This window comes from Microbacterium sp. SA156 (genome assembly GCF_049065455.1).
Taxonomy (GTDB): domain Bacteria; phylum Actinomycetota; class Actinomycetes; order Actinomycetales; family Microbacteriaceae; genus Microbacterium; species Microbacterium barkeri.
The window spans coordinates 41,272-64,695 of record NZ_JBAKGU010000017.1 but is presented as its reverse complement, the minus strand read 5'-3'; the positions used below and the strand labels follow the sequence as shown (position 1 = coordinate 64,695).

18 protein-coding genes, 1 tRNA gene and 1 other RNA gene are annotated in these 23,424 nt (G+C 73.0%); 6 read left to right on the top strand and 14 right to left on the bottom strand.

Annotated elements, in window-relative coordinates; all coding sequences use genetic code 11:
- The 3 genes from ACOWU6_RS14605 to ACOWU6_RS14595 form a co-directional block, all read right to left on the bottom strand.
- On the bottom strand, window positions 1-1,174 hold a 1,174-nt coding region (locus tag ACOWU6_RS14605; RefSeq protein ID WP_421076134.1), incomplete at its 3' end, for a DNA polymerase III subunit gamma and tau.
- 53 nt (window positions 1,175-1,227) lie between these two features.
- Complete coding sequence (locus ACOWU6_RS14600) at window positions 1,228-2,202, bottom strand: asparaginase domain-containing protein (protein WP_421076133.1); 975 nt, start codon at window positions 2,200-2,202, stop codon at window positions 1,228-1,230.
- Window positions 2,199-3,761, bottom strand: a complete 1,563-nt coding sequence (locus ACOWU6_RS14595; protein WP_416383292.1) for an amino acid permease — start codon at window positions 3,759-3,761, stop codon at window positions 2,199-2,201. Before ACOWU6_RS14595 ends, ACOWU6_RS14600 begins: the two co-directional genes overlap by 4 nt.
- A gap of 93 nt (window positions 3,762-3,854) precedes the next feature.
- On the opposite strand from ACOWU6_RS14595, the gene ACOWU6_RS14590 reads away from it, so the two are divergent.
- Entirely contained in the window at window positions 3,855-5,252 is a 1,398-nt protein-coding gene (locus ACOWU6_RS14590; protein ID WP_271174487.1) for an aspartate ammonia-lyase, read from the top strand.
- On the opposite strand, the gene ACOWU6_RS14585 is transcribed toward ACOWU6_RS14590, so the two are convergent.
- From ACOWU6_RS14585 to ffs, 6 genes are all read right to left on the bottom strand, one after another.
- Window positions 5,218-5,922 carry a FadR/GntR family transcriptional regulator gene (locus tag ACOWU6_RS14585; protein ID WP_282980256.1) on the bottom strand — a complete coding sequence of 235 codons (705 nt, stop codon included), beginning with the start codon at window positions 5,920-5,922 and terminating at the stop codon, window positions 5,218-5,220. The genes ACOWU6_RS14590 and ACOWU6_RS14585 overlap by 35 nt on opposite strands.
- A 64-nt stretch (window positions 5,923-5,986) precedes the next feature.
- Complete coding sequence (locus ACOWU6_RS14580) at window positions 5,987-8,506, bottom strand: glycoside hydrolase family 65 protein (RefSeq protein WP_421076132.1); 2,520 nt, start codon at window positions 8,504-8,506, stop codon at window positions 5,987-5,989.
- Window positions 8,507-8,552: 46 nt separating this feature from the next.
- Window positions 8,553-9,296: an HAD family hydrolase gene (locus ACOWU6_RS14575; RefSeq protein WP_271174543.1), complete on the bottom strand. Its 744-nt coding sequence runs from the start codon at window positions 9,294-9,296 to the stop codon at window positions 8,553-8,555.
- Window positions 9,297-9,353: 57 nt separating this feature from the next.
- On the bottom strand, window positions 9,354-10,589 hold the full coding sequence (locus tag ACOWU6_RS14570) for an acetate kinase (protein WP_421076131.1): 1,236 nt from the start codon (window positions 10,587-10,589) through the stop codon (window positions 9,354-9,356).
- Window positions 10,586-12,697 carry a phosphate acetyltransferase gene (gene pta / locus ACOWU6_RS14565; protein WP_421076130.1) on the bottom strand — a complete coding sequence of 704 codons (2,112 nt, stop codon included), beginning with the start codon at window positions 12,695-12,697 and terminating at the stop codon, window positions 10,586-10,588. The genes ACOWU6_RS14570 and pta overlap by 4 nt, the downstream gene beginning before the upstream one ends.
- Window positions 12,698-12,761: 64 nt before the next feature.
- Window positions 12,762-12,858, bottom strand: an RNA gene (ffs, locus tag ACOWU6_RS14560) — signal recognition particle sRNA small type.
- 42 nt (window positions 12,859-12,900) lie between these two features.
- Between ffs and ACOWU6_RS14555 the strand changes: the two genes are divergently transcribed.
- Genes ACOWU6_RS14555 through ACOWU6_RS14545 form a run of 3 tightly spaced genes read left to right on the top strand, consistent with a single transcriptional unit; the run spans window position 12,901 to window position 17,316 of the window.
- Window positions 12,901-13,863 carry an AAA family ATPase gene (locus ACOWU6_RS14555; protein WP_271174492.1) on the top strand — a complete coding sequence of 321 codons (963 nt, stop codon included), beginning with the start codon at window positions 12,901-12,903 and terminating at the stop codon, window positions 13,861-13,863.
- Window positions 13,864-13,868: 5 nt separating this feature from the next.
- Window positions 13,869-15,107 (top strand): DUF58 domain-containing protein, encoded by a 1,239-nt coding sequence (locus tag ACOWU6_RS14550; RefSeq protein WP_421076129.1) that lies wholly within the window; start codon window positions 13,869-13,871, stop codon window positions 15,105-15,107.
- Window positions 15,094-17,316, top strand: coding sequence for a transglutaminaseTgpA domain-containing protein (locus tag ACOWU6_RS14545; protein ID WP_421076128.1), 2,223 nt, complete (start codon window positions 15,094-15,096; stop codon window positions 17,314-17,316). The genes ACOWU6_RS14550 and ACOWU6_RS14545 overlap by 14 nt, the downstream gene beginning before the upstream one ends.
- Window positions 17,317-17,328: 12 nt before the next feature.
- On the opposite strand, the gene glgC is transcribed toward ACOWU6_RS14545, so the two are convergent.
- Window positions 17,329-18,567: a glucose-1-phosphate adenylyltransferase gene (gene glgC / locus ACOWU6_RS14540; protein WP_282980264.1), complete on the bottom strand. Its 1,239-nt coding sequence runs from the start codon at window positions 18,565-18,567 to the stop codon at window positions 17,329-17,331.
- Between the two features lie 111 nt (window positions 18,568-18,678).
- On the opposite strand from glgC, the gene glgA reads away from it, so the two are divergent.
- Window positions 18,679-19,866, top strand: coding sequence for a glycogen synthase (glgA, locus tag ACOWU6_RS14535; protein WP_421076127.1), 1,188 nt, complete (start codon window positions 18,679-18,681; stop codon window positions 19,864-19,866).
- Between the two features lie 54 nt (window positions 19,867-19,920).
- Here glgA and ACOWU6_RS14530 read toward each other — a convergent pair.
- Window positions 19,921-20,009 (bottom strand) — tRNA-Ser (locus tag ACOWU6_RS14530).
- A 165-nt stretch (window positions 20,010-20,174) separates the two neighbouring features.
- Between ACOWU6_RS14530 and ACOWU6_RS14525 the strand changes: the two genes are divergently transcribed.
- Complete coding sequence (locus tag ACOWU6_RS14525) at window positions 20,175-20,900, top strand: AAA family ATPase (RefSeq protein WP_421076126.1); 726 nt, start codon at window positions 20,175-20,177, stop codon at window positions 20,898-20,900.
- 44 nt (window positions 20,901-20,944) lie between these two features.
- On the opposite strand, the gene ACOWU6_RS14520 is transcribed toward ACOWU6_RS14525, so the two are convergent.
- The 3 genes from ACOWU6_RS14520 to ACOWU6_RS14510 form a co-directional block, all read right to left on the bottom strand.
- Entirely contained in the window at window positions 20,945-21,718 is a 774-nt protein-coding gene (locus tag ACOWU6_RS14520; RefSeq protein WP_421076125.1) for an alpha/beta fold hydrolase, read from the bottom strand.
- A gap of 102 nt (window positions 21,719-21,820) precedes the next feature.
- On the bottom strand, window positions 21,821-22,300 hold the full coding sequence (locus ACOWU6_RS14515; RefSeq protein ID WP_271174498.1) for a hypothetical protein: 480 nt from the start codon (window positions 22,298-22,300) through the stop codon (window positions 21,821-21,823).
- 67 nt (window positions 22,301-22,367) lie between these two features.
- Entirely contained in the window at window positions 22,368-23,345 is a 978-nt protein-coding gene (locus ACOWU6_RS14510; protein WP_421076124.1) for a phosphodiesterase, read from the bottom strand.
- Between the last annotated feature and the right edge of the window lie 79 nt (window positions 23,346-23,424).

Here is a 23,424-nt window from a genome sequence, read left to right as displayed (position 1 = left end):
CCCCGGCCGCAGGCCCCGCGGCCGGACCGCGCGAGGAACCGGCCGCGGGCGCGCCCCCGGCCGGAGCCGCGGCCGCACCGTGTGTGAGGACGCGCGCGATCATGAGCTCGAGCTGGAGGCGAGGCGACGTCGCGCCGGTCATGCCGTCGAGGGCGGCGCTCACGATGTCGGCGGTGCGCGAGAGGCGCTCCGCGCCGAAGCGCTCGGCCTGCTGCCCCATGCGCTCGAGCTCATCGGACGGGATGCCGCGCAGCACGGCGGACGCGCCAGCGCCCGTGGCCGCGATCACGATGAGGTCGCGAAGCCGCTCGAGCAGGTCGTCCACGAAGCGGCGGGGATCCTGCCCCGTCTGCACGACGCGATCGACCGCGCCGAACGCGGAGCCCGCGTCGGCCAGCGCGAACGCGTCGACGACCTCGTCGAGGAGCTCGGCATGCGTGTAGCCCAGCAGCGCGACCGCGCGCTCGTAGGTCACGCTGTCGTTCTCGGACCCCGCGATCAGCTGATCGAGGATCGACAGCGTGTCACGGGGAGAGCCTCCGCCCGCGCGCACGACGAGGGGCAGCACCCCCTGCGCCACGGCCACGCCCTCCTCGGCGCACAGCTTCTCGACGTACGCGAGCATCGCGGCCGGCGGCACCAGCCGGAAGGGGTAGTGATGCGTGCGCGAGCGGATGGTGCCGATCACCTTGTCGGGCTCGGTGGTCGCGAAGATGAACTTCACGTGCGCGGGCGGCTCCTCGACGAGCTTGAGCAGCGCGTTGAAGCCCTGCGGCGTGACCATGTGGGCCTCGTCGAGGATGAAGATCTTGAACCGGTCGCGTGCGGGGGCGAAGATCGCTCGCTCGCGGAGGTCGCGCGCGTCGTCGACGCCGTTGTGGCTCGCGGCGTCGATCTCGACGACGTCGAGCGAGCCTCCGCCCGTCCGCGAGAGCTCGACGCAGCTGTCGCAGCGGCCGCACGGCGTGTCGGTCGGACCCTCTGCGCAGTTGAGGCAGCGCGCGAGGATGCGCGCCGAGGTCGTCTTGCCGCAGCCGCGGGGCCCCGAGAAGAGGTACGCGTGCCCGATGCGATCGCCGCGCAGCGCGGTCATGAGCGGATCCGTGACCTGCGCCTGGCCGATCATCTCCCCGAAGGTCTCCGGCCGGTAGCGGCGATACAAGGCGGTGGTCACGGATCCAGCCTACGGCTCCCCGCCGACATCGCGCTGTGACCCTCGATCGGCGCTCACGCGGCGAGGGCGGCCGCGATCGCGTCGTCGGCCATGCCGCGCGCGAGCAGCTCGGCGAGGAGGATGCGCGTCTGGCCCGCACGAAGCGTGCGCGCCATCGCGGCCCCCGCGACGACGAGGTCGTGACCGCCGCCTCCCCCGCCGTAGCTCGCGGCGAGCGCTCCCTCCGGCACGCGGCTCGTGACCGCGACGCGCACGCCCTGATCGACGCAGCGGCGCACGCCCTCGACGATGGCCGGCGACGCGTTCCCCGAGCCGAGCGCCTCGAGCACCACGGCCCGTGCGCCGGCCGCCGCGCTCGCGCGCAGGTGCACGTCGTCTCCGCCGGGGACGACCGCGACGACGTCGACGCGGACACGCGCGACGCCGTCGTGCGCGCGTCGCGCCGTCGCGAGAGCGGGCGTCGCGAGAGCGGGCGCCCCGGAGGCATCGCCGCCCCGTCGGAAGGCATCGGCGTCGTCGGTGCGCGCCTTAGACGCGCCCCACGCGGGGAGGACGCGCCCGCCGAACACGATGACGGCGCCGCCCGTCGCAGGGTGGCGCGGCGCGGCCGCCTCGCCCGACGCGATCGCGAGGGCCGCCGCGACGTTCGCGGGGCCATCCGACCGCGGATCGTCGGGCAGGAACTGCGCGCCGGTCAGCACGATCGGGCGCGGGTCGGCTCCGCACTGCAGGCCGACGAGAAGCGCGGTCTCCTCGAGCGAGTCGGTGCCGTGGAGCACGACGACACCCGTCGTGTGCGGGTCGGCGAGCGCATCGGCCACGGCGTCGGCGATCTCCTGCATGCGCGCGAGGTCGAGCGCGGCCGAGTCCTCCGCCATCAGATCGACCACGCGGACGGGCGCCGACGCCCCGGCCGACGCCGTGATGGCGTCGCCGCCGAGCGCGGGCGCCGTGCCGCCCTCGGCTGACGGGCGGCTCGCGATGGTGCCGCCCGTCGCGACGACGACGACGGCCGGGGCGGGCGTCACTCGGCCCGTCCCGAGCGGGTCGCGGCCGCGCGGTGCGCGAGCGCGGCGAGCGTGCCCGTCCGCTCGGCCGTGAGCGCCCGGATGCGGTCGCGCGAGAGGAACCAGCCCGCGATGAGCGCCGGCACGATGAGGACGAGCGACGCGACCGTGGCGCTGCCGATCGGGTAGTCGAGCGCCATGAGCACGACGACGGCGCCGAGGAAGACGAGCGTCGCGTAGCCCGTGTAGGGCGCGCCGGGCATCCGGAACGCGGGGCGCTCGAGCGCGCCGCGCTCGGCGAGGCTGCGCAGCTTCAGCTGGCAGAGGACGATGACCGCCCATGCGCTGATGATGCCGAGCGCCGAGACGTTGAGCGCGATCTCGAACGCCTGCTCGGGCACGACCGCGTTGAGCGCCACCCCGATCGCGGTGACGACGGCCGTGACGGCGATCCCCATGTAGGGCACGCCCGCGCGGTTCATGCGGGCGAGCGCGGCGGGAGCCGACCCCGAGACCGCCATCGAGTGGAGGATGCGCCCGGTCGAGTAGAGACCGGCGTTGAGCGACGAGAGCACCGCCGTGAGCACGACGAGGTTCATGATGATGTCCGCGCCCTCGACGCCGATCGCGCCGAAGAACGTCACGAACGGGCTCTCGCCCGCGGCGTACGACGTGGTCGGCATGAGCAGCGTGAACAGGAGCACCGAGCCCACGTAGAAGACGACGAGGCGGAACACCACCGTGCGGATGGCCTTCGGCATGACGGTGCGCGCATCCTGGGTCTCCCCCGCGGCGGTGCCGACGAGCTCGATCGAGGCGTACGCGAAGACGACGCCCTGGATGACGATGAAGGCGGCGAGCACGCCGTTCGGGAAGACGCCGCCGTTGTCGGCGATGAGGTGGAAGCCCGGCGCGACGCCGTCGACCGGCGTGCCGGTCACGACGAAGAAGACGCCGACGACGAGGAACGCGACGAGCGCGAGCACCTTCACGAGCGCGAACCAGAACTCGAGCTCGCCGAACACCTTCACGGACAGCAGGTTCATGCCGAGCACGAGCACAAGCGCCACGAGCGCGAACACCCACTGGTCGATCGCCGCGAGCCACGCGACGTACTGCTTGAAGAAGTTCATGTAGAGGGCGACGGCCGTGACGTCGGCGACCGAGGTCATCGCCCAGTTCAGCCAGTACATCCAGCCGGCGAAGAACGCCATCTTCTCGCCGTAGAACTCGCGCGCGTACGACACGAAGGAGCCGCTCGACGGACGGTGCACGATGAGCTCGCCGAGGGCGCGCAGCACGAGGAACGCGAAGAACGCGCAGACGGCGTACACGACGACGAGGGCCGGACCGGCGCTCTCGAGCCGGCCGCCGGCTCCCATGAACAGGCCGGTGCCGATCGCGCCGCCGATGGCGATCATCTGGATCTGGCGGGGACGGAGCGCCTTGCGGAATCCGGACTGCTCGTCGGGGAGCGACGAGGGGGCGGAATCGGGGGTCTGGGTCGACACGGTGTCTGCCTTCGGTCGGGCGGCGACGTTGCCGCGGAATCTGGCTAGCTGCCAAACAGCTTGCGACATCCGACCACGCGAGGCGTGAGATGTCAAGTCGGAAGTCCGAAAATCTGTCTGGTAGCTTTACAGGCACGTTCCGCCTCAAGGAAGAGAGCAGTGATGACGAAGACGCGCAGCGAGCACGACCTCCTCGGCGACCTCGAGGTCCCGGCAGACGCCTACTGGGGCGTCCACACGGCCCGGGCGGTCGCCAACTTCCCCGTCACGGGCACGCCGATCGGACGATTCCCGTTCCTCGTGCGCGGGCTCGCGGCCGTCAAGCAGGCCGCGGCGCTCGCCAACCGCGATCTCGGCCTGCTCGACGCCGCCCGGTGCGACGCGATCACGGCCGCGTGCGCGGAGATCCGCGCGGGCGCTCTCCACGACCAGTTCGTCGTCGACCTCATCCAGGGCGGCGCCGGCACGTCGACGAACATGAATGCGAACGAGGTCATCGCCAACCGCGCGCTCGAGCTGCTCGGGCACGAGAAGGGCGACTACGCGCGCCTGCACCCCAACGACCACGTCAACATGAGCCAGTCGACCAACGACGTCTACCCCACCGCGATCAACGCGGCGCTCACGGAGGCGGTCGACGAGCTCGAGGCGGCGATGGCGCACCTCGAGGCGGCGTTCGCCCGGAAGGCCGCGCAGTTCGCCGCGCATCTCAAGGTCGGCCGCACGCAGCTGCAGGACGCGGTGCCCATGACCCTCGGGCAGGAGTTCGGGGCGTTCGCCGTCATGCTCGGCGAGGACAGGGCGCGGCTGCGGGAGTCGGCCGCGCTCCTGCTCGAGGTGAACCTGGGCGCCACCGCGATCGGCACGGGCCTCAACGCCCCCGCAGGCTACGCCGCCCGCGCCTGCGCGCACCTCGCCGAGCTCACGGGGCGCCCGTTCGTCACCGCCGCCGACCTCGTCGAGGCGACGCAGGATCCCGGCGCGTTCGTGCACGTCTCCGGGGTGCTCAAGCGCATCGCGATCAAGCTCTCCAAGACGTGCAACGACCTGCGCCTGCTGTCGTCCGGTCCGCGCGCGGGGCTCGGCGAGATCTCGCTGCCCGCCGTGCAGGCCGGCTCGAGCATCATGCCCGGCAAGGTGAATCCGGTCATCCCCGAGATGGTCACGCAGGTGGCGTACACCGTGATCGCCGACGACCTCGCCGTGACGCTCGCCGCGGAGGCGGGCCAGCTGCAGCTCAACGCCTTCGAGCCGGTGATCGCGCGCGCCCTCTCGCAGAGCTTCGCGCATCTCACGGCGGCGTGCCGGCTCCTGGCCGACCGCTGCGTCGACGGCATCGAGGCGCACCCCGAGATCATGGCGGAGCGCGTCGCGTCGTCGATCGGCCTCGCGACCGCGCTCAACCCGCTGCTCGGCTACCGGATGGCCACCGAGATCGCGCAGGAGGCGCTGCGGACGGGCCGATCGGTTCCGGATGTCGCGCTCGAGCGCGGGCTGCTCACGCCCGACGAGGTGCGCGCCGCGCTCAGCCCCGAGCGGCTGGTCGTGTCAGGGGGATGACGACGCGCTCGACCTCGCCGAGGTGCGCGCGCATGGCCTCGCGGGCCTCGATCGGCGAGCCGACCGCGATCGCCTCGGCGATCCGCCGGTGCTCGCGACCGGAGGGCTCCTGGCGCGACGCGACGAGATTCACGACCTGCGACTGACGCGAGAGGGCATCGCGGATGTCGGAGACGGCCTTCGCGAAGACCGCGTTCCCCGACGCCTGCGCGACGAGGGAGTGGAAGCGGGTGTCCAGCGCGACCCATTCCTGCGGGTCGTCGCATGCGTCCATCGCGTCGCACAGGGCGGTGAGCTCGTCGCGCTGCTCGTCCGTCCGGCGCTCGGCGGCGAGCCCCGCCGCGGGGACCTCGATGTGCGGGCGCGCCTCCATGAGGTCGCGCGCGGAGAACTCGCCGTACACGGTGGCCGGATCGATCCGGTCCGCCGTCACGTACGTGCCGCTGCCGGTGCGCGTCTGGGTGAGCCCGAGGGTCTGCAGCGAGCGCAGCGCCTCGCGGATGACCGGCCGGCTCACGGCGTACCGCTCCGCGAGCAGCGCCTCCGACGGCAGTCGCGTGCCGACAGCGAGAGCCCCCGAGGTGATCGCACCGCGCAGGTCCTCGATCACGGACTCCGCGACGCTGCGGCGCACGACGGGCGCGGGGCGCGAGGTCCATTCGTCGGGCATGCCCTCCACTGTCTGCGCCCGGCCGCGCAAAGTCAAACCGTGCGCGGCCAGGCGCGGACGACGCTCAATCGAGCGTGCGCGGGTCGGTCGACCGCTCCACGAGGTCGTCGGCCACGATCGGGATGGCCGTGGTGACCGGCGGCAGGGTCGGCTCGAGCTGCGAGCCGTCCTCGCGGTGCATCGACGAGTACTTGCGCATGGTCGGGCGCCCGGGGCGCACGGGCCCCTGATCCGCGAGCGGCACGATGGCCGGCGCGGACGCGCTCGCGGTGTGGGACACGCCGCGCACCGTGAACGTCACGGGGTCGCCCGAGCGGACCGAGACCCGCATCTCGTCGCGCCGGATCGAGACGTCCAGCTGCGAGCCCTGCCACGCGAGGGCGTACTGCAGCTCGGGCCAGTCGCGCGGGAGGCGCGGGTCGAAGCTGAGCTCGCCGTCGTGGTCGCGCATGCCGCCGAAGCCCGCCACGAGCGCCGTCCACACGCCGCCCGCCGACGCCACGTGCACGCCGTCGGACGTGTTGCCGTGCATGTTGGCGAGGTCGACGAACAGCGCGTGCTCGAAGTACTCGAGCGCGAGGTCCTGGTACCCGACCTCGGCCGCGAGGATCGACTGCACGACGGCCGACAGCGTCGAGTCGCCCGTCGTGAGCGGGTCGTAGTACTCGAAGTCGGCGAGCTTCTCCTCGTCGGTGAAGTGGTTGCCCTGCAGGTAGAGGGCGAGCACGACGTCCGCCTGCTTGAGCACCTGGAACCGGTAGATGACGAGCGGATGGAAGTGCAGCAGCAGCGGGCGCTGCTCGCGCGGGGTGTGCTCGAGGTCCCACACCTCGCGCTCGAGGAACAGGGAGTCCTGCGGGTTGATGCCGAGCTTCTCGTTGTACGGGATGTACATCGCGTCGGCTGCGCGCTCCCAGGCCTCCGGCTCGCCCGGATCGAGCTGCACGCGGTCGACGAGGTCGCGGTACGCGCGCCCGGACTTCTCGGCCATCGTGCGGACGACCCTCGCCGCGGCACGGAGGTTGAAGCGGGCCATGACGTTCGTGAAGAGGTTGTCGTTCACGACGGTCGTGTACTCGTCGGGCCCGGTCACGCCGTGGATGTGGAAGCTCTCCTCGCCCTCGTTCTGCCGCCAGAACCCGAGCGTCGTCCACATCCGCGCGGTCTCGACGAGGACATCCGCGCCCTCGCGCGCCATGAAGTCGACGTCGCCTGTCGCGCGGACGTAGCGCACGAGCGCGAAGGCGATGTCGGCGTTGATGTGGTACTGCGCGGTGCCGGCCGCGTAGTAGGCCGACGCCTCCTCGCCGTTGATCGTGCGCCACGGGTAGAGGGCGCCCGCCTCGCTCATCTTCGCGGCGCGTCGACGCGCCGCGGGGAGCATCTTCGTGCGCATGCGCATGGCGTTGCGCGCCCAGAGCGGCGTCGTGTACGCGAGGAACGGGAGGATGTAGATCTCCGTGTCCCAGAAGTAGTGCCCGCTGTAGCCCGAGCCGGTGACGCCCTTGGCCGGCACGCCCCATCCGTCCGCGCGCGCCGCCGCCATGGCGAGCTGGATGAGGCACCAGCGCGTCGCCTGCTGCAGGTCGTCGTGGCCGACGATGCGGACATCGGACCGGTCCCAGAACCCCGTCATCCAGCGACGCTGCGCCTCGAAGACCGAGGCCGCGCCCGCCGCGAGCACGCGGTCGAGCGTGCGCCGGCAGCGGTCGATCAGCTCGCCCGTCGGCACGCTGCGCGACGTGTGGTAGCTGATCGTCTTGGTGACGGTCACGGGCACGCCGGCCTTCGCCTCGACGCGGAAGACGTTCTTCGCGATGTCGGGCTCGATGAGCGCGCGGTGCACGTGCGAGTTCTCGGTCTCGATGACGTGGTCGGCGACGACCGCGAGCGACATGCCGGAAGACGCCGTGCGATACGACAGCGCGGTGCGCGTGCCGTCCTGCCAGTGCTCCTGCGGCATGAGCACGCGCTCCGCTTCGATGCGCTCGGCGCGGCGCGGGTCGACGGTCGCGCCCGGCGCGTGCGGGTGGCCCCCGTACACGTCCTGCCCGTCCTGCCGGTTGATGAGCTGGCAGTTGATGACGACCGGGGCGTCCGCGTTGCGGACCGTGACGGTCATCCGCTCGATGGCGAGGTGCCGGTCCTCGAACGGCACGAGGCGCTCCGACTCGAGGAGCACCTCCTTGCCGGACGGCGTGACCCACAGCAGACGGCGCCGCAGGACCCCGTCGCGGAAGTCGAGCGAGCGCTCGTACTCGCGCACGTCCGCGAGGTCGAGCGAGAGGGGCTCATCGTCGACGTAGACGCGCATGACCTTCGGGTCGGGCACGTTGACGATCGTCTGCCCGACCTCGGCGAAGCCGTAGGCGCTCTCGGCGTGACGGATCGGCCACGTCTCGTGGAAGCCGTTGATGAACGTGCCGTGCTCGTGCGCGTGGCGGCCCTCGGGGTAGTTCCCGCGCAGTCCGAGGAAGCCGTTCCCGACGGCGAACAGGGTCTCGGTGACACCCGCGTCCTCCTCGGAGTAGCGGGTCTCGACGAGGCGCCAGGGGTCGACGGGAAAGCGGTCGCGATCGATCATGCGTGTGCTCCGGATGGTCGGGTGCCGGATGGACGGAGGGCGGAGGTCAGCGGGTGGCCGGGCCGACGAGCTCGGCGAGGTCGGACACGACGACGTGCGCGCCCGCGGCCGAGAGCGTGGCCGCCCCGGCGCCGCGGTCGACGCCGACGATGAGGGCGAACCCGCCGGCGGCCGCCGATGCGACTCCGCTGAGGGCGTCCTCGACGGCCGCGCAGCGGGCGGGGGCGGCGCCGAGCTGGCGGGCGCCCGCGAGGAACATGTCGGGCGCCGGCTTCGACGGCAGTCCGTCGCGCTCGGCCACCGCGCCGTCGACGATCACGGGGAACCGGTCGAGGATGCCGGCGGCGGTCAGCACGTCCTTCGCGTTCTTCGAGCTCGAGACCACGCCCACGCGCGCTCCCACCGCCGCGAGCGCGTCGAGGAGGGCCAGCGAGCCCGGGTACGGCGCGATCCCCTCGTCCGCGAGCACGCGCGAGAACACGGCGTTCTTGCGGTTGCCGATGCCGCACACGGTGTCGAGCGAGGGATCGTCGGACGGGTCGCCCCACGGGATCTCGACATCGCGGCTGCGCAGCAGGGCGGCGACGCCGTCGTAGCGCTTCTTGCCGTCGAGGTGTGCGAAGTAGTCGTCGTCGGTGTAGGCGGGCTCGATGCCCCACTGGGCGAAGAGCTCCTCGAACATCGCCCGCCACGCGTGCATGTGCACCTCGGCCGTCGGCGTGAGCACGCCGTCGAGGTCGAACAGCACGGCGTCGTAGCGTCTCAGGTCGGGAAGGGGCGAGTCGGGCAGAGAGGTCACAGATCCTCCGTCGCGCGGGATGGCCGGTTCACCCCAGCGTAGTGGCGGTCAGCTCGCCGCGGCGAGGGACTGGCGGGCGATCTCGAGCTCCTCGTCGGTCGGCACGACGAGGACGGCCACGCGCGACGCGTCGGTCGAGATGACCGCGATCTCGCCGCGCGGAGCCCCGGCGTTCCGCGCCGCGTCGATCTCCACCCCCGCGAACCCGAGCGTGGCGAGCGCCGCAGCGCGGACATCCGGGGAGTTCTCCCCCACCCCGGCCGTGAACGAGATGACGTCGACCCCGCCGAGCTGCGCGAGATACGCGCCCGCGTACGCGCGGAGCCGGTGGATGTACACGTCGAACGCGAGCTGGGCTGCCTCGTCTCCCGCCGCCCTGCGCTCCTGCACGTCGCGCATGTCCGAGACCCCGGCGAGGCCCTTGAGGCCGCTTCGCGTGTTGAGGAGCCGGTCGAGGTCGGCGATCGTCAGGTCGGCCCTGCGCGCGAGCTGGAAGAGCACCGCCGGGTCGATGTCGCCCGACCGGGTGCCCATCACGAGGCCCTCGAGCGGCGTCATGCCCATCGAGGTCTCGACCGACCGGCCGCCGTCGACGGCGGTGACGGACGCGCCGTTGCCGAGGTGGAACACGATCTGGCGCAGCTCCGCGAGCGGTCGTCCGACATGGCGCGCCGCCGCCTCCGAGACGTACTTGTGGCTCGTGCCGTGGAACCCGTAGCGGCGGACGCGATGCGCCTGCGCGATCTCGCGGTCGATCGCGTAGGTGTACGCGGCGGGCGGAAGGGTCTGGTGGAACGCGGTGTCGAACACCGCGACGTGCGGCACGTGCGGGAACGCCGCGCGCGCGGCGCGGATGCCCTGCAGCGCGCCGGGGTTGTGCAGGGGGGCGAGCACCGAGAGCTCGTCGATGTTGATCTCGACGAGGTCGTTCACGACGGTCGGCTCGAAGAACCGCGCGCCGCCGTGCACGACGCGGTGCCCGACGGCGGCGAGCGCGTCGGCGTCGAGCGCGGGGCCGTGCGCGGCGAACGCGTCGAGCATCACGCGGAACCCGGCGGTGTGGTCGGGGATCTCCGTCTCACGGCGGTGCGTCTCGTCGGCGATCGCCGGCGCGGGCTCTCCGGGACCGGCCGCGAAGCGGACCGTGTGGGCTGCGGCGCCCTGCGTCTGCCCGATCCGCTCGACGAGCCCCGAGGCGAGCACCCGCTCGGCGGCCATGTCGATGAGCTGGTACTTGAACGACGACGACCCGCTGTTGACGACGAGGACGCTCCGCGCGGTCATCGCTGCTCCCCCTGCGCCTGGATGGCCGTGATCGCGACGGTGTTGACGATGTCCTCGACGAGCGCGCCGCGCGACAGGTCGTTGATCGGCTTGTTCAGGCCCTGCAGGACCGGCCCGATCGCGACGGCGCCCGCCGACCGCTGCACGGCCTTGTAGGTGTTGTTGCCCGTGTTGAGGTCGGGGAAGACGAAGACCGTCGCGCGCCCGGCGACCTCCGAGCCCGGGAGCTTCGCCTTCGCGACCGCGGCGTCGGCCGCCGCGTCGTACTGGATCGGGCCCTCGATCGGCAGCTCGGGCGCGCGCTCGCGCGCGAGCCGCGTCGCCTCGCGCACCTTGTCGACATCCGCGCCCGTGCCCGACTCCCCCGTCGAGTACGACAGCATCGCGACGCGCGGCTCGACGCCGAACTGGCGCGCGGTCTGCGCCGAGGTGATCGCGATGTCGGCGAGCTGCTCGCTCGTCGGATCGGGGATCACCGCGCAGTCGCCGTAGACGAGCACGCGGTCGGCGAGCGCCATGAGGAAGACGCTCGAGACCACCGAGACGCCGGGCTCGGTCTTGATGACCTCGAATGCCGGGCGGATGGTGTGTGCCGTCGTGTGCGCGGCGCCCGAGACCATGCCGTCGGCGAGCCCCATGTGCACCATCATCGTGCCGAAGTAGCTGACGTCGGTGACGGTGTCGGCCGCGCGCTCGTAGGTCACGCCCTTGTGCGCCCGCAGCCGCGCGTACTCGGTCGCGAACTTGTGCACGTGCACGGGGTCGAACGGGCTCAGGACGTGCGCCTCGCGGATGTCCACGCCGAGCTCGATCGCGCGGGCGCGGACCTCGAACGGCTCGCCGAGGATCGTGAGCTCGGCCACGCCGCGCTGGAGCAGGATGCCCGCCGCGCGCAGCACGCGGTCGTCGTCGCCCTCGGGCAGGACGATGTGGCGGCGGTCGGCGCGGGCCCGCTCGAGCAGGGTGTACTCGAACATGAGCGGCGTGACGACGGTCGCCCGCGCGACCCCGAGCACGCGGGTGAGCTCCTCGACGTCGACGCTGCTCTCGAACAGCGACAGCGCGAGGTTGTAGCGCTGCGGCGAGCCCGCGGCGAGGCGCCCGCGGGCGCTCATGACCCGCACGGCGGTGGTGTAGGTGTCGCCGTCCGCGCGGATGACGGGAAGGCGCGAGCCGAGGCCCTCGAGCAGGCGCGACACGGCCTCCGGCACCTCGAAGGGCCCGTTGAGGATGATCCCCGCGATCGACGGGAACGTGCCCGAGGCGTTCGCGAGGAGCGCCGCGAGGAGGACCTCGCTCCGGTCGCCGGGCACGATGAGGCAGGCGCCCTCGGTGAGCCGCGGGAGCACGTTCTCCATCGACATCGCGGCGATGACCACGCCGAGCGCCTCGCGCGTGAGCAGCGCCTCGTCGCCGTTCACGAGCCGGCCGTCGACCGCGCGCAGCACGTCGCCCATCGACGGGGCCACGAGCATCCGGTCCTCGGGGATCGCCCAGACCGGAGCCGACGGGGTGACCGCGCCGACCGCTGCGAGGATCTCGTCCCGGCGGGCGCCGTCGGCCCTGTTCACGATCGTCGCGAGCAGCTCGGCGCGCTCGCGCACGAGCTCCGACACCGCGAGCGCGGCGATCTGCGCGACCTCCTCTGGCGTGCGCGGCGACGTCGTCCCGAGCTGCTCGGTGTGGCCCTGCTGCGCGCGTCCGCCGAGGACGAGCAGAACGGGCGTGCCGAGGTTCACCGCGACGCGCGCGTTGTAGGCGAGCTCCGCGGGGCTGCCGACGTCGGTGTAGTCACTCCCGAGGACGACGACCGCGTCGCACTTCGCCTCGACGGCCTTGAAGCGCTCGACGATCCGCGCGAGCGCGGCGTCGGGGTCGGCGCGGACGTCGTCGTAGGTGACCGCGACGCACTCCTCGTACGCGAGGTCGACGCCGTCGTGGTCGAGCAGCATCTCGAGGACGTAGTCGCGCTCGGCGGACGACCGGGCGATCGGACGGAAGACCCCCACGCGCGGGGTCGCCCTGCTCAGCGCATCCAGGACGCCGAGCGCCACCGTGGACTTGCCGGAATGCCCCTCGGCCGACGTGATGTAGATGCTTCTCGCCACGTCATCCACCCTAGGTCGAACACCTTCGACGCGGCAGGACGACGGGCGGATTCCCGCCTGGGCATGAAAAGGCTCTCCGCGCACCCGACAGAGCCCGGTTACCCTTGCTACGTTTCCGTCCTGGGGGAGTTGGCCTGGGTGCCGCCACGCGGAGAGCTGCAGATAGTCTAACCCCGAATGCGAGGTGGCCTGTGCCAGAGACCATGACGGCCGAGAGATTCCTCGAGGCGGCGAACGGGATCGCGCGCGCGATCTCGAGCGTGATCGACGGCAAGCCCGAGGCCGTGGACAGCGCCCTCATCTCGCTCCTGGCCGAGGGTCACCTGCTCATCGAGGATGTGCCGGGCGTCGGCAAGACGCAGCTCGCGCGCGCCCTCGCCGCCTCGATCGCGGCGAGCGTGCGACGGATCCAGTTCACGCCGGATCTCCTGCCCAGCGACGTCACGGGCGTGTCGGTCTTCGACCCGGTGAGCCGCGAGTTCGAGTTCAAATCGGGCGCCGTGTTCGCCAACGTCGTCATCGCCGATGAGATCAACCGCTCCTCCCCCAAGACGCAGTCGGCCCTGCTCGAGGCGATGGAGGAGGCGCAGGTCACGGTCGATGGGCGGACCCATCGGCTGCCGCGCCCGTTCCTCGTGGTCGCGACCCAGAACCCGCTCGAGATGGAGGGCACGTACGCGCTCCCCGAGGCCCAGCGCGACCGCTTCATGATGCGCATCTCGATGGGCTACCCGGATGCCGAGGCCGAGGCGCTCATGCTGCGCCAGCGCGACACCGCGAATCCGCTCGACGCGCTCACGGCGGTCGTCGACGTCGAGACGGTCGCGGCGCTCATCGCGTGGGCGCGCGCCGTGCACGTCGCGCCCGTCGTCGAGCAGTACGCGGTCGCGCTCGCGCAGGCCACGCGCCGCCATCCCGACCTCCGTCTGGGCGCGAGCCCGCGGGCGACCATCCAGCTGGTCCGCGCGGCCAAGGTGCGCGCCGCGCTCGACGGGCGCGACTACGTCATCCCGGACGATCTCATGGCACTGCTCACGCCCGTGTTCGCGCACCGTCTCATCCCGACGCGCGCGGCCGCCGCGCACCGCGGCGAGGCGGACGCGATCCCCGCGATCCTCGAGCGCATCGTGCACGCCGTCCGGGTCCCGCTCGCGACGGCGCGCTGAGCGCGATGCGCCGCCACCCGCTCACCGTGCGCGGCGCCGGGGCGCTCGCTCTCGGCGCCGCGCTCTTCGTCGCGGCGCACGCGGTGGGGTCGACGGAGGCCCTCGCGTACGCGATGCTCCTCTTCGCGCTCGTGGCGGCGTGCGCGCTCTCGCTGTACCTGCGCCGGAGCCCCGAGCGCGTGATCCGGACGCTCCGCCCTGAGACCGTCGCGGTCGGCGAGGAGAGCACGGTCGCGCTGCGGATCTCGGGGCGGTCCCCGCTGCCCACGCCGGGCGGGACGTGGGCCGACGAGCTGCCGGGCGGCTTCGCGGGCGATGCGACCGGCGCGCTGCCCGCGTCGCTCCTGCCGAGCCGCGGCGCGTCCGGAGCGCTCGAGCTGACGTACGCGGTCACGGGAGTCCGCCGAGGCGCGTGGACTCTCGGGCCGCTCACGGTCGTCGAGCACGACCCGTTCGGCATCGCGCGCCGCACGCGACGTCTGGGCGGGATGACGCCCGTCACCGTGACGCCGCGCATCGTCCCGCTCTCGCCTCTGCCCCGCCTCGCGGGCGACTCGGGCGTCGCGCTCGCGAGCGCCGAGCGGCGCGGCCAGGGCAGCGACAACCTCATCCCCCGCCCGTACGCTCCAGGGGACTCGATGCGCCGCATCCACTGGCGCGCCTCCGCGCGGCTCGGGGAGTTCATGGTGCGGGAGGAGGAGCAGGAGGCGTCGCCGCAGGCAGTCGTCGTGCTCGACCGGGGCACGTCGCGCTGGTCGCCCTCCGCCGCGTCGCCCGGCGGCGACAGCGCGTTCGAGGCCGCGGTCTCGCTGTGCGTCTCGGCCGCGTGGCGCCTCGCGGCCGACGGCTACATCGTCCGGGTCATCGACGGCGACGGCGCGCCGCTCGCGTCGCTCGGCCAGCGCGGCGCGGCCCAGGGCGACGAGCGCGCCGAGCTCCTGCGCGCCTTCACGACGATCGGGACGCGCTCCGCCGACACCCTGCCGCATCTCGACGAGGTGCTCGCGGGCGTGACCACGGGGCCGCTCGTGCTCATCGCGGGGCGCCTCGAGCCATCCGACGCCGCGGTGCTCGCCCGCACGGCGCATCGCGGCGCGCTCCCCCTCCTGTTCGCATCCGCCCCGCAGCGCGACGCGCTCGACGAGGCCCGTCGCGCCGGATGGCGCTCTGTCGCGCTCGAGGCGGACGTCGAGGACGCATGGCAGCGCGCCGTGAACCCGGGAGCGCGATATGGACGCCGCTGAGCTGCGGGCGCGCGGGGCCGAGCGCCGCCGTCGTCCCGCCGATCCCGTGCTCGCCCTGTGGACGGCGATCGCCGTCCTCGCATCCGCCCTCCCGCTGACGAGGGTCGTCGTCCCGATCTGGCTCCCCCAGACGGTGTTCACGGTCGCAGTCGTGTGCGCCGCCGGCTACGCGGTCCGCCGCACGCGTCACCGCGCCTGGGCGTTCCTCGCCGAGGCGGCCGTGTGGATCGCGTGCGCGATGATCCTCCTGCCCGCCTCGGTGCCGCGGTACTTCGTCGTCCCCTCGCCGCAGACGCCGCGCGCGGTCGAGGCGCTCCTCGGCGCCGTGTGGGATGAGGTGCTCCACGGCGTCGCGCCGCTGCGGCCGTCGAGCGGACTCGCGTGGGTGATCACGGTCGCGGTCGGCCTCCTCGCGATCGCCATGTCGCACGTCGCCCTCACCGCACGGCTTCCCCTCCTCGCGGCGGTGGGGTTCATCACGGTGTCGCTCATCCCGTCGCTCGTCGTGCCGCAGCGCGTGGAGGCGGTCTTCTTCGTTCCGCTCGCGGTGTCGATCCTCCTCATGCTGCGCGCCGACACCCGCGCGCGCGATCCGCGGACGGGCGTCGGGCACACGGCGTCCGCGTCCGTCGTCGCCGCGATCGTCGGCGCTGTCGCGGTCGTCGCCGCCATGGCCATCCCGCCCCTGCTCCCGCAGCCCGTCGCGCGCCCCGGATCCGGCTTCGGCCCCACGACGACGATCGACGCCGACCTCGATCTCGGCGCCAGCCTGCGCCAGCCCGCCCAGACCGAGGTGCTGCAGGTCAGGACGGCGGCCGGCGCGGCTCCGTACCTGCGCGTCGCGACCCTGTCGTCCTTCGACGGGGAGGTGTGGACGCCCGACACCGGCGCGCTCACCGCGGTCGGCGGCGGGCTGCCGCCGGTCGAGGAGATCGCGGTCGAGCGCGAGCGCGGCACGGCGTCCGTCGACATCACGCGGCTCACCGGCGGCTACCTGCCGGTGCCGTACGCGGCCGTCGAGCTCGAGGGCGTCGACGACGCGTGGTCGATGCTCACCGCGAACCGCACGCTCGTGACGAACTCGGCGTCCTCCCTCGGCGCCGAGTACACGGTGACGTGGGAGCGGCCCGACCCGACGCGGGAGCAGGCGCAGGCCGCGGCGATCGGCGAGGCGCCGGAGCAGGCGCTCGCGCTGCCCGAGCTGCCCGCCGTGATCGGCGAGCTCGCTGCGGAGGTGACGGCCGACGCGCAGACCCCCTACGACGCCCTGCGCGCCCTGCAGGGCTGGTTCCGCGGCGGCGCGTTCCGGTACTCGCTCGAGGCGCCCGTCGCGGAGGGGTTCGACGGCTCGGGGGTCGACGCGATCGCCGACTTCCTCGAGGTGCGCGCGGGCTACTGCGTGCACTTCGCGTCGTCGTTCGCCGTCATGGCGCGCACCCTCGGCATCCCCACGCGCGTCGTGGTCGGCTACCTGCCGGGAACGGCGACGGGCCCGCCGGCGGACGACGGGTCGGTGACGTACTCGGTCACGAGCGCACAGCTCCACGCGTGGCCCGAGGCGCATCTCGACGGCATCGGCTGGGTGCCGTTCGAGCCCACGGCCTCCCTGGGCGTGCCCACGAACTTCCTTCCGCAGACGAGCGACGGCGGTCAGACGCCGGTCGAGGAGGACGAGCGCCCGAGCGACGCGCCCACGCCGACCGCGAGCGCGCGCCCCTCGGCGGATCCGGGTGCGGGCGGCGCGGACGGCGCCGAGGTCGCCGCGTGGGATCCGCGCGGCGCCCTCGGCGCGATCGGCATCGCCATCCTCGCTCTGCTCGTCGTCGCGCTCCCCTTCGTCGTGCGGAGCGCGCGGCGGTCGCGGCGACTGAACGCCTCGGGAGCGGCCCGGTCGCGCGCCGTGTGGCTCGAGCTCGTCGACACCGCGATCGACGCGGGCGTCGACGTGCGCGCGAGCGAGTCGCCCCGTGCGCTCGGCCGGCGTCTCGTGACGCAGTGCGGAGCTCCCGAGGCGGATATCGCGCTGCTCGTGGGCGCGGTCGAGCGCGCGTCGTACGCGCGGGCATCCGACGAGCTCCCGGCCGAGACCGCCGCGGCCGCCCTGCGCCGCATCCGGCGCGCGCTCCTGCCGGGCGCGGCTGAGCGGGCGCGCGCGAGCGCGCTGCCGCGATCGCTCGTCGTGCGCCCTCGTGTGGAGGACGCGCTCTGAGCGCTCGCGCCGTCAGGACGCGGTGACCGTCGCGCCCTTTCCGACGAGGGTGATGCCGCTCGGCGTGATCGCGAAGCCGCGCGCGGCATCCGCCTCGCGCGAGAGGCCGATCGACGCGCCCGCCTCGACGACGACGTTCTTGTCGAGGATCGCGCGGCGCACGGTCGCCCCCGGCTTGATCCGCGCGTTCTCGAACACGATCGAGTCGCTCACGTGCGCGCCCGACTCGACGATGCCGCCCGAGCCGAGCACGCTGCGCTCGATGTGCGCGCCCGAGATCACGGTGCCGCCCGCGACGATCGAGTCGATCACGGTGCTCAGCGTGCCCCGGGCGTCGCGCGTGAACTTCGCCGGCGGCAGGTTCACCTGCTGCGTGAAGATCGGCCACTCCTGGTTGTAGAGGTTGAACACCGGGAGCACCGAGATGAGGTCCTGGTGCGCCTCGAAGTACGAGTCGATCGTCCCCACGTCGCGCCAGTAGTAGCGGTCGCGCGCCGAGGCGCCGGGCACGGTGTTCTGCTTCATGTCGTACACGCCGGCCGTGCCGCGCTCGACGAAGGCCGGGATGATGTCGCCGCCCATGTCGTGCTTCGAGTCGGCGCGCTCGCCGTCGCGCAGCACCTCCTCGATGAGCGCCTCGGCCGTGAAGACGTAGTTGCCCATCGAGGCGAGCACCTCGCGCGGCGAGTCGGGCAGGCCCTGCGGGTTCGACGGCTTCTCGAGGAACTCGCGGATGCGGCTCGGGTTCTCGGGGTCGATGTCGATGACGCCGAACTGGTCGGCGAGCGAGATCGGCTGGCGGATGGCCGCGACGGTCGCCTCGGCGCCCGAGGCGATGTGCGCCTCGATCATCTGGTCGAAGTCCATCCGGTAGACGTGGTCGGCGCCGACCACGACGATGTAGTCCGGGCGCTCGTCGTACACGAGGTTGAGGCTCTGCAGGATCGCGTCCGCCGAGCCCTGGTACCAGCGCTTCCCGAGCCGCTGCTGCGCGGGCACGGACGCGATGTAGGAGCCGAGCAGGCCGTTCATGCGCCACAGCTGCGAGATGTGGCGGTCGAGGCTGTGCGACTTGTACTGCGTGAGCACGACGATCTGCCGCAGCCCCGAGTTGATGAGGTTCGACAGCGCGAAGTCGATGAGGCGGTACTGTCCGCCGAAGGGCACGGCCGGTTTCGCCCGGTCCTCCGTGAGCGGCATCAGCCGCTTGCCTTCTCCGCCTGCGAGCACGATGCCGAAGTACTTGGACATGGCCTCACCCTAGTGAGAACCGGAGGAGAAAGGCAGGCTCGAATCGCGGGGAGAAATGTGCAATTCTCGACCTGTTCCCCGCGCGGCCTCCAGCGGCGCTAGGTTGACTGCATGCGAGTCGATCTCCTCTCCCGCGAGTACCCGCCCGAGGTGTACGGCGGTGCCGGCGTGCACGTCGCCGAGCTCGTCAGAGCGCTCCGCCGAGATCTCGACGTCGTCGTGCGCGCGTTCGGCGCTCCGCGCGACGAGGAGGGCGTCTTCTCGTACGGGACGCCCGCCGAGCTCTCGGGCGCGAACGGAGCCCTGCAGACCATGGGCACCGACCTCCTCATCGCCCGCGATGTCGAGGGCGCCGACCTCGTCCACTCGCATACCTGGTACGCGAACTTCGCCGGACACGTCGCGAAGATGCTCCACGGCATCCCGCACGTGGCCACCGCCCACAGCCTCGAGCCGCTGCGCCCGTGGAAGGCCGAGCAGCTCGGCGGCGGCTATCGCCTGTCGAGCTGGATCGAGCGCGAGGCCCTCACGTCGGCCGACGCGGTCGTCGCGGTCAGCGAGGGCATGCGCCGCGACCTGCTGCGGGTGTACCCCGAGCTCGAGCCCGAGCGCGTGAAGGTCGTCTACAACGGCATCGACCTCGACGGCTGGCAGCGCGTCGACGACCCCGACACCGTGCGCGCCCTGGGCGTCGACCCCGACCGCCCCTCGATCGTGTTCGTCGGCCGCATCACGCGGCAGAAGGGGCTGCCGTACCTGCTTCGCGCAGCGCGCGCTCTGCCGCCCGAGGTGCAGCTCGTGCTGTGCGCGGGCGCTCCCGACACGGCCGAGATCATGGCCGAGGTCGAGGGCCTCGTCGCCGAGCTGCGCGCCGAGCGCGACGGCGTCGTCTGGATCGACCGCCACCTGCCCCGCCCCGAGCTGTGCGCCCTGCTGAGCGCGGCCACGACGTTCGTCTGCCCCTCGGTGTACGAGCCGCTCGGCATCGTGAACCTCGAGGCCATGGCCTGCGGTGCGCCGGTCGTCGGCACTGGCACCGGCGGCATCCCCGAGGTCGTCGCGGACGGCGTGACGGGAGCGATCGTCCCGATCGAGCAGGTGGACGACGGAACGGGCACCCCGATCGACCCCGAGCGCTTCGTCGGCGACCTCGCCGCGGCGCTCACCGAGATGGTGTCCGACCCCGATCGCGCGCGTGCGCTGGGGGCCGCAGGGCGCGAGCGCGCCGAGCGCGAGTTCTCGTGGACCGCGATCGCCGACCGCACCCGCGCGCTGTACGCCGACGTCCGCGGCGTGTAGCTCCCGCTGGCATGTCAGAGGCCCCGTCCGGCGAACCGGACGGGGCCTCTTCTGCGGAAGCGACAGGATTTGAACCTGCGATGCGAGTTACCCCGCATACTTGGATTCCAGCCAAGCTCCTTAGGCCTCTCGGACACGCTTCCAGAGGAAGACCTTATCACGCGAGCCCGCGCCTCTCCTGCCGAGCCCCCTCCGGAGGCCCCTCCCTGGCATGTCTCGAATTTGCAGGCAATCGCGGCCCGTAAGGCTGCACAAGTGAGACATGCCGCGTGTCCGGAGCGGGGCGCGGGGCAGGCTAGGGTCGCCGTGTGGATGCGCCCCCTCTCTCCCGCCGGGCCCTCCCCGTGCGCAGAATCGAGGCGCACCCGCTCGCGCCCGCCGATCTGCGGCGCTGGCCCGCCACGCTCGTTCCCGTCCGGCAGGTGCTCGAGGAGGGACTGGACCTCGGCGCCGTGACGGTGCTCACGGGCGAGAACGGCGTCGGCAAGTCGACCCTGGTCGAGGCTCTCGCCACGGCATACGGCCTCAACGCAGAGGGAGGCTCGAGCGGCGCCCAGCACGCCACGCGCGCGTCGGAGTCCGACCTCGGCGACCACCTGCAGCTCGTGCGCGGGGCCGGTGCGCCGAGGAAGGGCTTCTTCCTGCGGGCGGAGACCATGCACGGGTTCTACACGTACCTCGAGGACATCGGGATGGGCGCCCCGCTTCACGAGCGCAGCCACGGCGAGTCGTTCCTCGACCTGGTCTCCGAGCACCTGCGCATCCGCGGGCTGTGGGTGCTCGACGAGCCGGAATCCGCTCTCTCCGTCTCTGGCTGCCTCGCGCTTCTCGGGCTGCTGCGCGAACTCGTCGCAGACGGCTCGCAGATCGTCCTCTCGACGCACTCGCCGGTGCTCGCCGCATTCCCCGGAGCCGACCTGCTCGAGCTCGGCTCGTGGGGCATCCGTCGATGCGCGTACGACGACCTCGACCTCGTGCGGACGTGGCGATCGTTCCTCGACTCCCCCGGCCGGTTCCTGCGTCACCTGGAGTGAACGCGTCAACCGTCGCGGGCGGCTGAGCCGGGCGCGGGGGGCGGTCAGCCCATCCGCTCGGCGACGATGCGCGCGGTCGCCGCGGGATCGGGGCGGTGCATGACGGACTCCGGCACCACGACGAGCTCGGCGTCGGGGCGCGCGGCCGCGAGGCGGTCGGCCGCCTCGACGAGCACGGGGAACGTCTGCTCCCCGCGCAGGATCACGATCGGCTGCCCGACCTCGAGCATCGCGGCGGTCGGCCCTCCCGCGTCCCGGACGAGCCGCGCGTCGTAGACGGTCGACTGCGCGAGCGGCGCAAGGAGCGTGAGTGCGCCCCGCGCCCGCATCCCCTCGACCATCTCGCGCGGAAGCCCGACGCCCTCGACCTGGAATGTCGCGACCGCGTCCTCGAGGGCGCCGTCGTCGACGAGCGCCTGGAGGCGATCGGGGAGGTCGTGCGGCGCCGGCTCTCCTGCGTGGAGCGGGGGCTCTGAGAGGAACAGCCGGCGGATGGGCACCCCCAGCGACGCCGCGAAAAGCGCGAGCACGGCCCCCGACGAGTGCCCCAGCACCGCGGCGTCGCCGCCCGCGGCCTCGATCACGGCCGCGAGGTCCTCGCTCTCGCGCTCGGGGGCGGAGTCGCGTGCGTCGCCACTGTCACCGCGCGCGCGTCGGTCCCAGGTGACGGCCCGCAGGCCGGAGGCCGCGAGCGCCTCGGCGAGGCCCGAGGCGTCCGCCGCGGTCGAGAGCGCGCCGTTGACGATGACGACCGTGGGCCCGTCGCCGAGGGTGCGGAACGCGATGGGGGTGCCGTCTGCGGAGGTGACCGTGTCCATGACCCCAGCGAACCATGCACCGCCGACATCCGGAACCGGTCCTGGTCGCGAACGGCCGCCATCCGCCGCCGTCAAGCGGCCGGAAGCGGCAAGTGATCCGCCTCAGCCGCAGTTCGGGCAGACGCCCGTGAGCGGCATCTCCATGAAGCAGGTCGGGCAGACGTCGGCCACGCGCTCGGGCACGACGGGCTTGCGGACCGTCTCGCGGCGCGGCGCGCTCGAGCGCGCCGGCGCGACGCGCACGGCGTGCGTCACAGGGTGCGTGACACCCCACGAGCCGTGGAAGCGGCGGCTCGGCCAGCGCTCGAGGTCGCCCGCGAGGCGGGCGGCGTCGGACTCAGATCGGAAGCCGTTCGTGTAGCCCGCGTGCACCTCGAGTGCGGCGCTGCCGCGGCGCTCGATCTTGAAGTACGTGCGGTACCCGACGAAGCCCGTGACGTCGGAGCCGTCCACGATGCGGCGGATGACCGCCTGGTTCTCGGGAGGCGTCCCGTGCTTCTGGAAGGCCTCGTCGAGCGTCGCGTACCGCTTCGCGCGCCCCTCCCGGCCCTGGTCCACGCTGGTCTCCGGCGATTGGCTCACGATGCGCTCCTTCTCCCCACCCTTCGACGGTACCCGCGCCGGACGCTCGACAGGAACGCGTGTCGCGTCACCGGGCCATCGGCAGCGGGAACGGCGCCGCGGGCTCGCTCACGACCGGCGACGGGACGGCGCGCCGCGCCCACTCGGGGGCGTCCGGGTTCGCGGACGGCGGGATCACCACGCCCTCCTCCTCGAGGCGGCGCGCGGTCGCCGCCTCGTCGACGAAGCGCCCCACCGTCGCCGCGCCGGCGGCCGGCACCACCGTGTGCATCACCGTGCGCTCGTAGACGTGGACGAAGTTGACGCTCTGCGCTGCATCCCTTCCGCGCGTCCCGCGGCCGGGCGTGAAGAGGTCCTGCGTGTAGCAGGTCGACGAGGCGACCGACACGGGGATGCCCTCGAACCCCGCGGTCGTGCTGTAGTGCAGGTGCCCCGCGAGGATGGCCCGCACATCCGTGCCGCGCAGGACGTCGGCGAGGGCCGCCTGGTCGCGCAGCTCGACCGTGACGGCGAGGTCCTGCAGGCACGGGACGGGCGGGTGGTGCATCGCGAGGATCGTCCCCTCGGGCGCGGGTGTCGCGAGCACGTCGGCCAGCCAGGCGAGCTGTCCCGGCTCGAGCTCGCCGTGCGCGTGCCCCGGCACAGTCGAGTCCAGGACGACGAGCCGCAGCCCGCCGAGCCACTCGACGCGGTCCAGCGGCTCGGTCGTCGGCGCGGCGTCGAGGAGCGTGCGCCGCAGCGTCGCGCGGTCGTCGTGATTGCCCATGACCCACACGATCCGCGCGTCCATCTCCGCGGCAGCGCGCTCCACGATGTCGCGCAGCTCGACGTACGCCTCGGGCTCGCCCCGGTCGGCCAGATCGCCCGTGAACACGAGCGCCTCGGGGCGGATGCCCGTCCCGGCCAGCGAGCCGAGCAGCTCGCGCAGGCGCTCGCTCGCCTCGGCGACGCCGCACAGGCGCTCCCCCGGCACGACGAGGTGCGTGTCCGAGATGTGGACGAGGAAGTGATCGGGCAGCGGATGCTCGGACTGGCGGATGGGCACGGGGTTCCCTCTCGTCGGCGGCGGGCGCCGGCAGGGCTCTCGGGGCCGGCTCCGCCTCGCCCGCAGGGTGCCTCCTCGG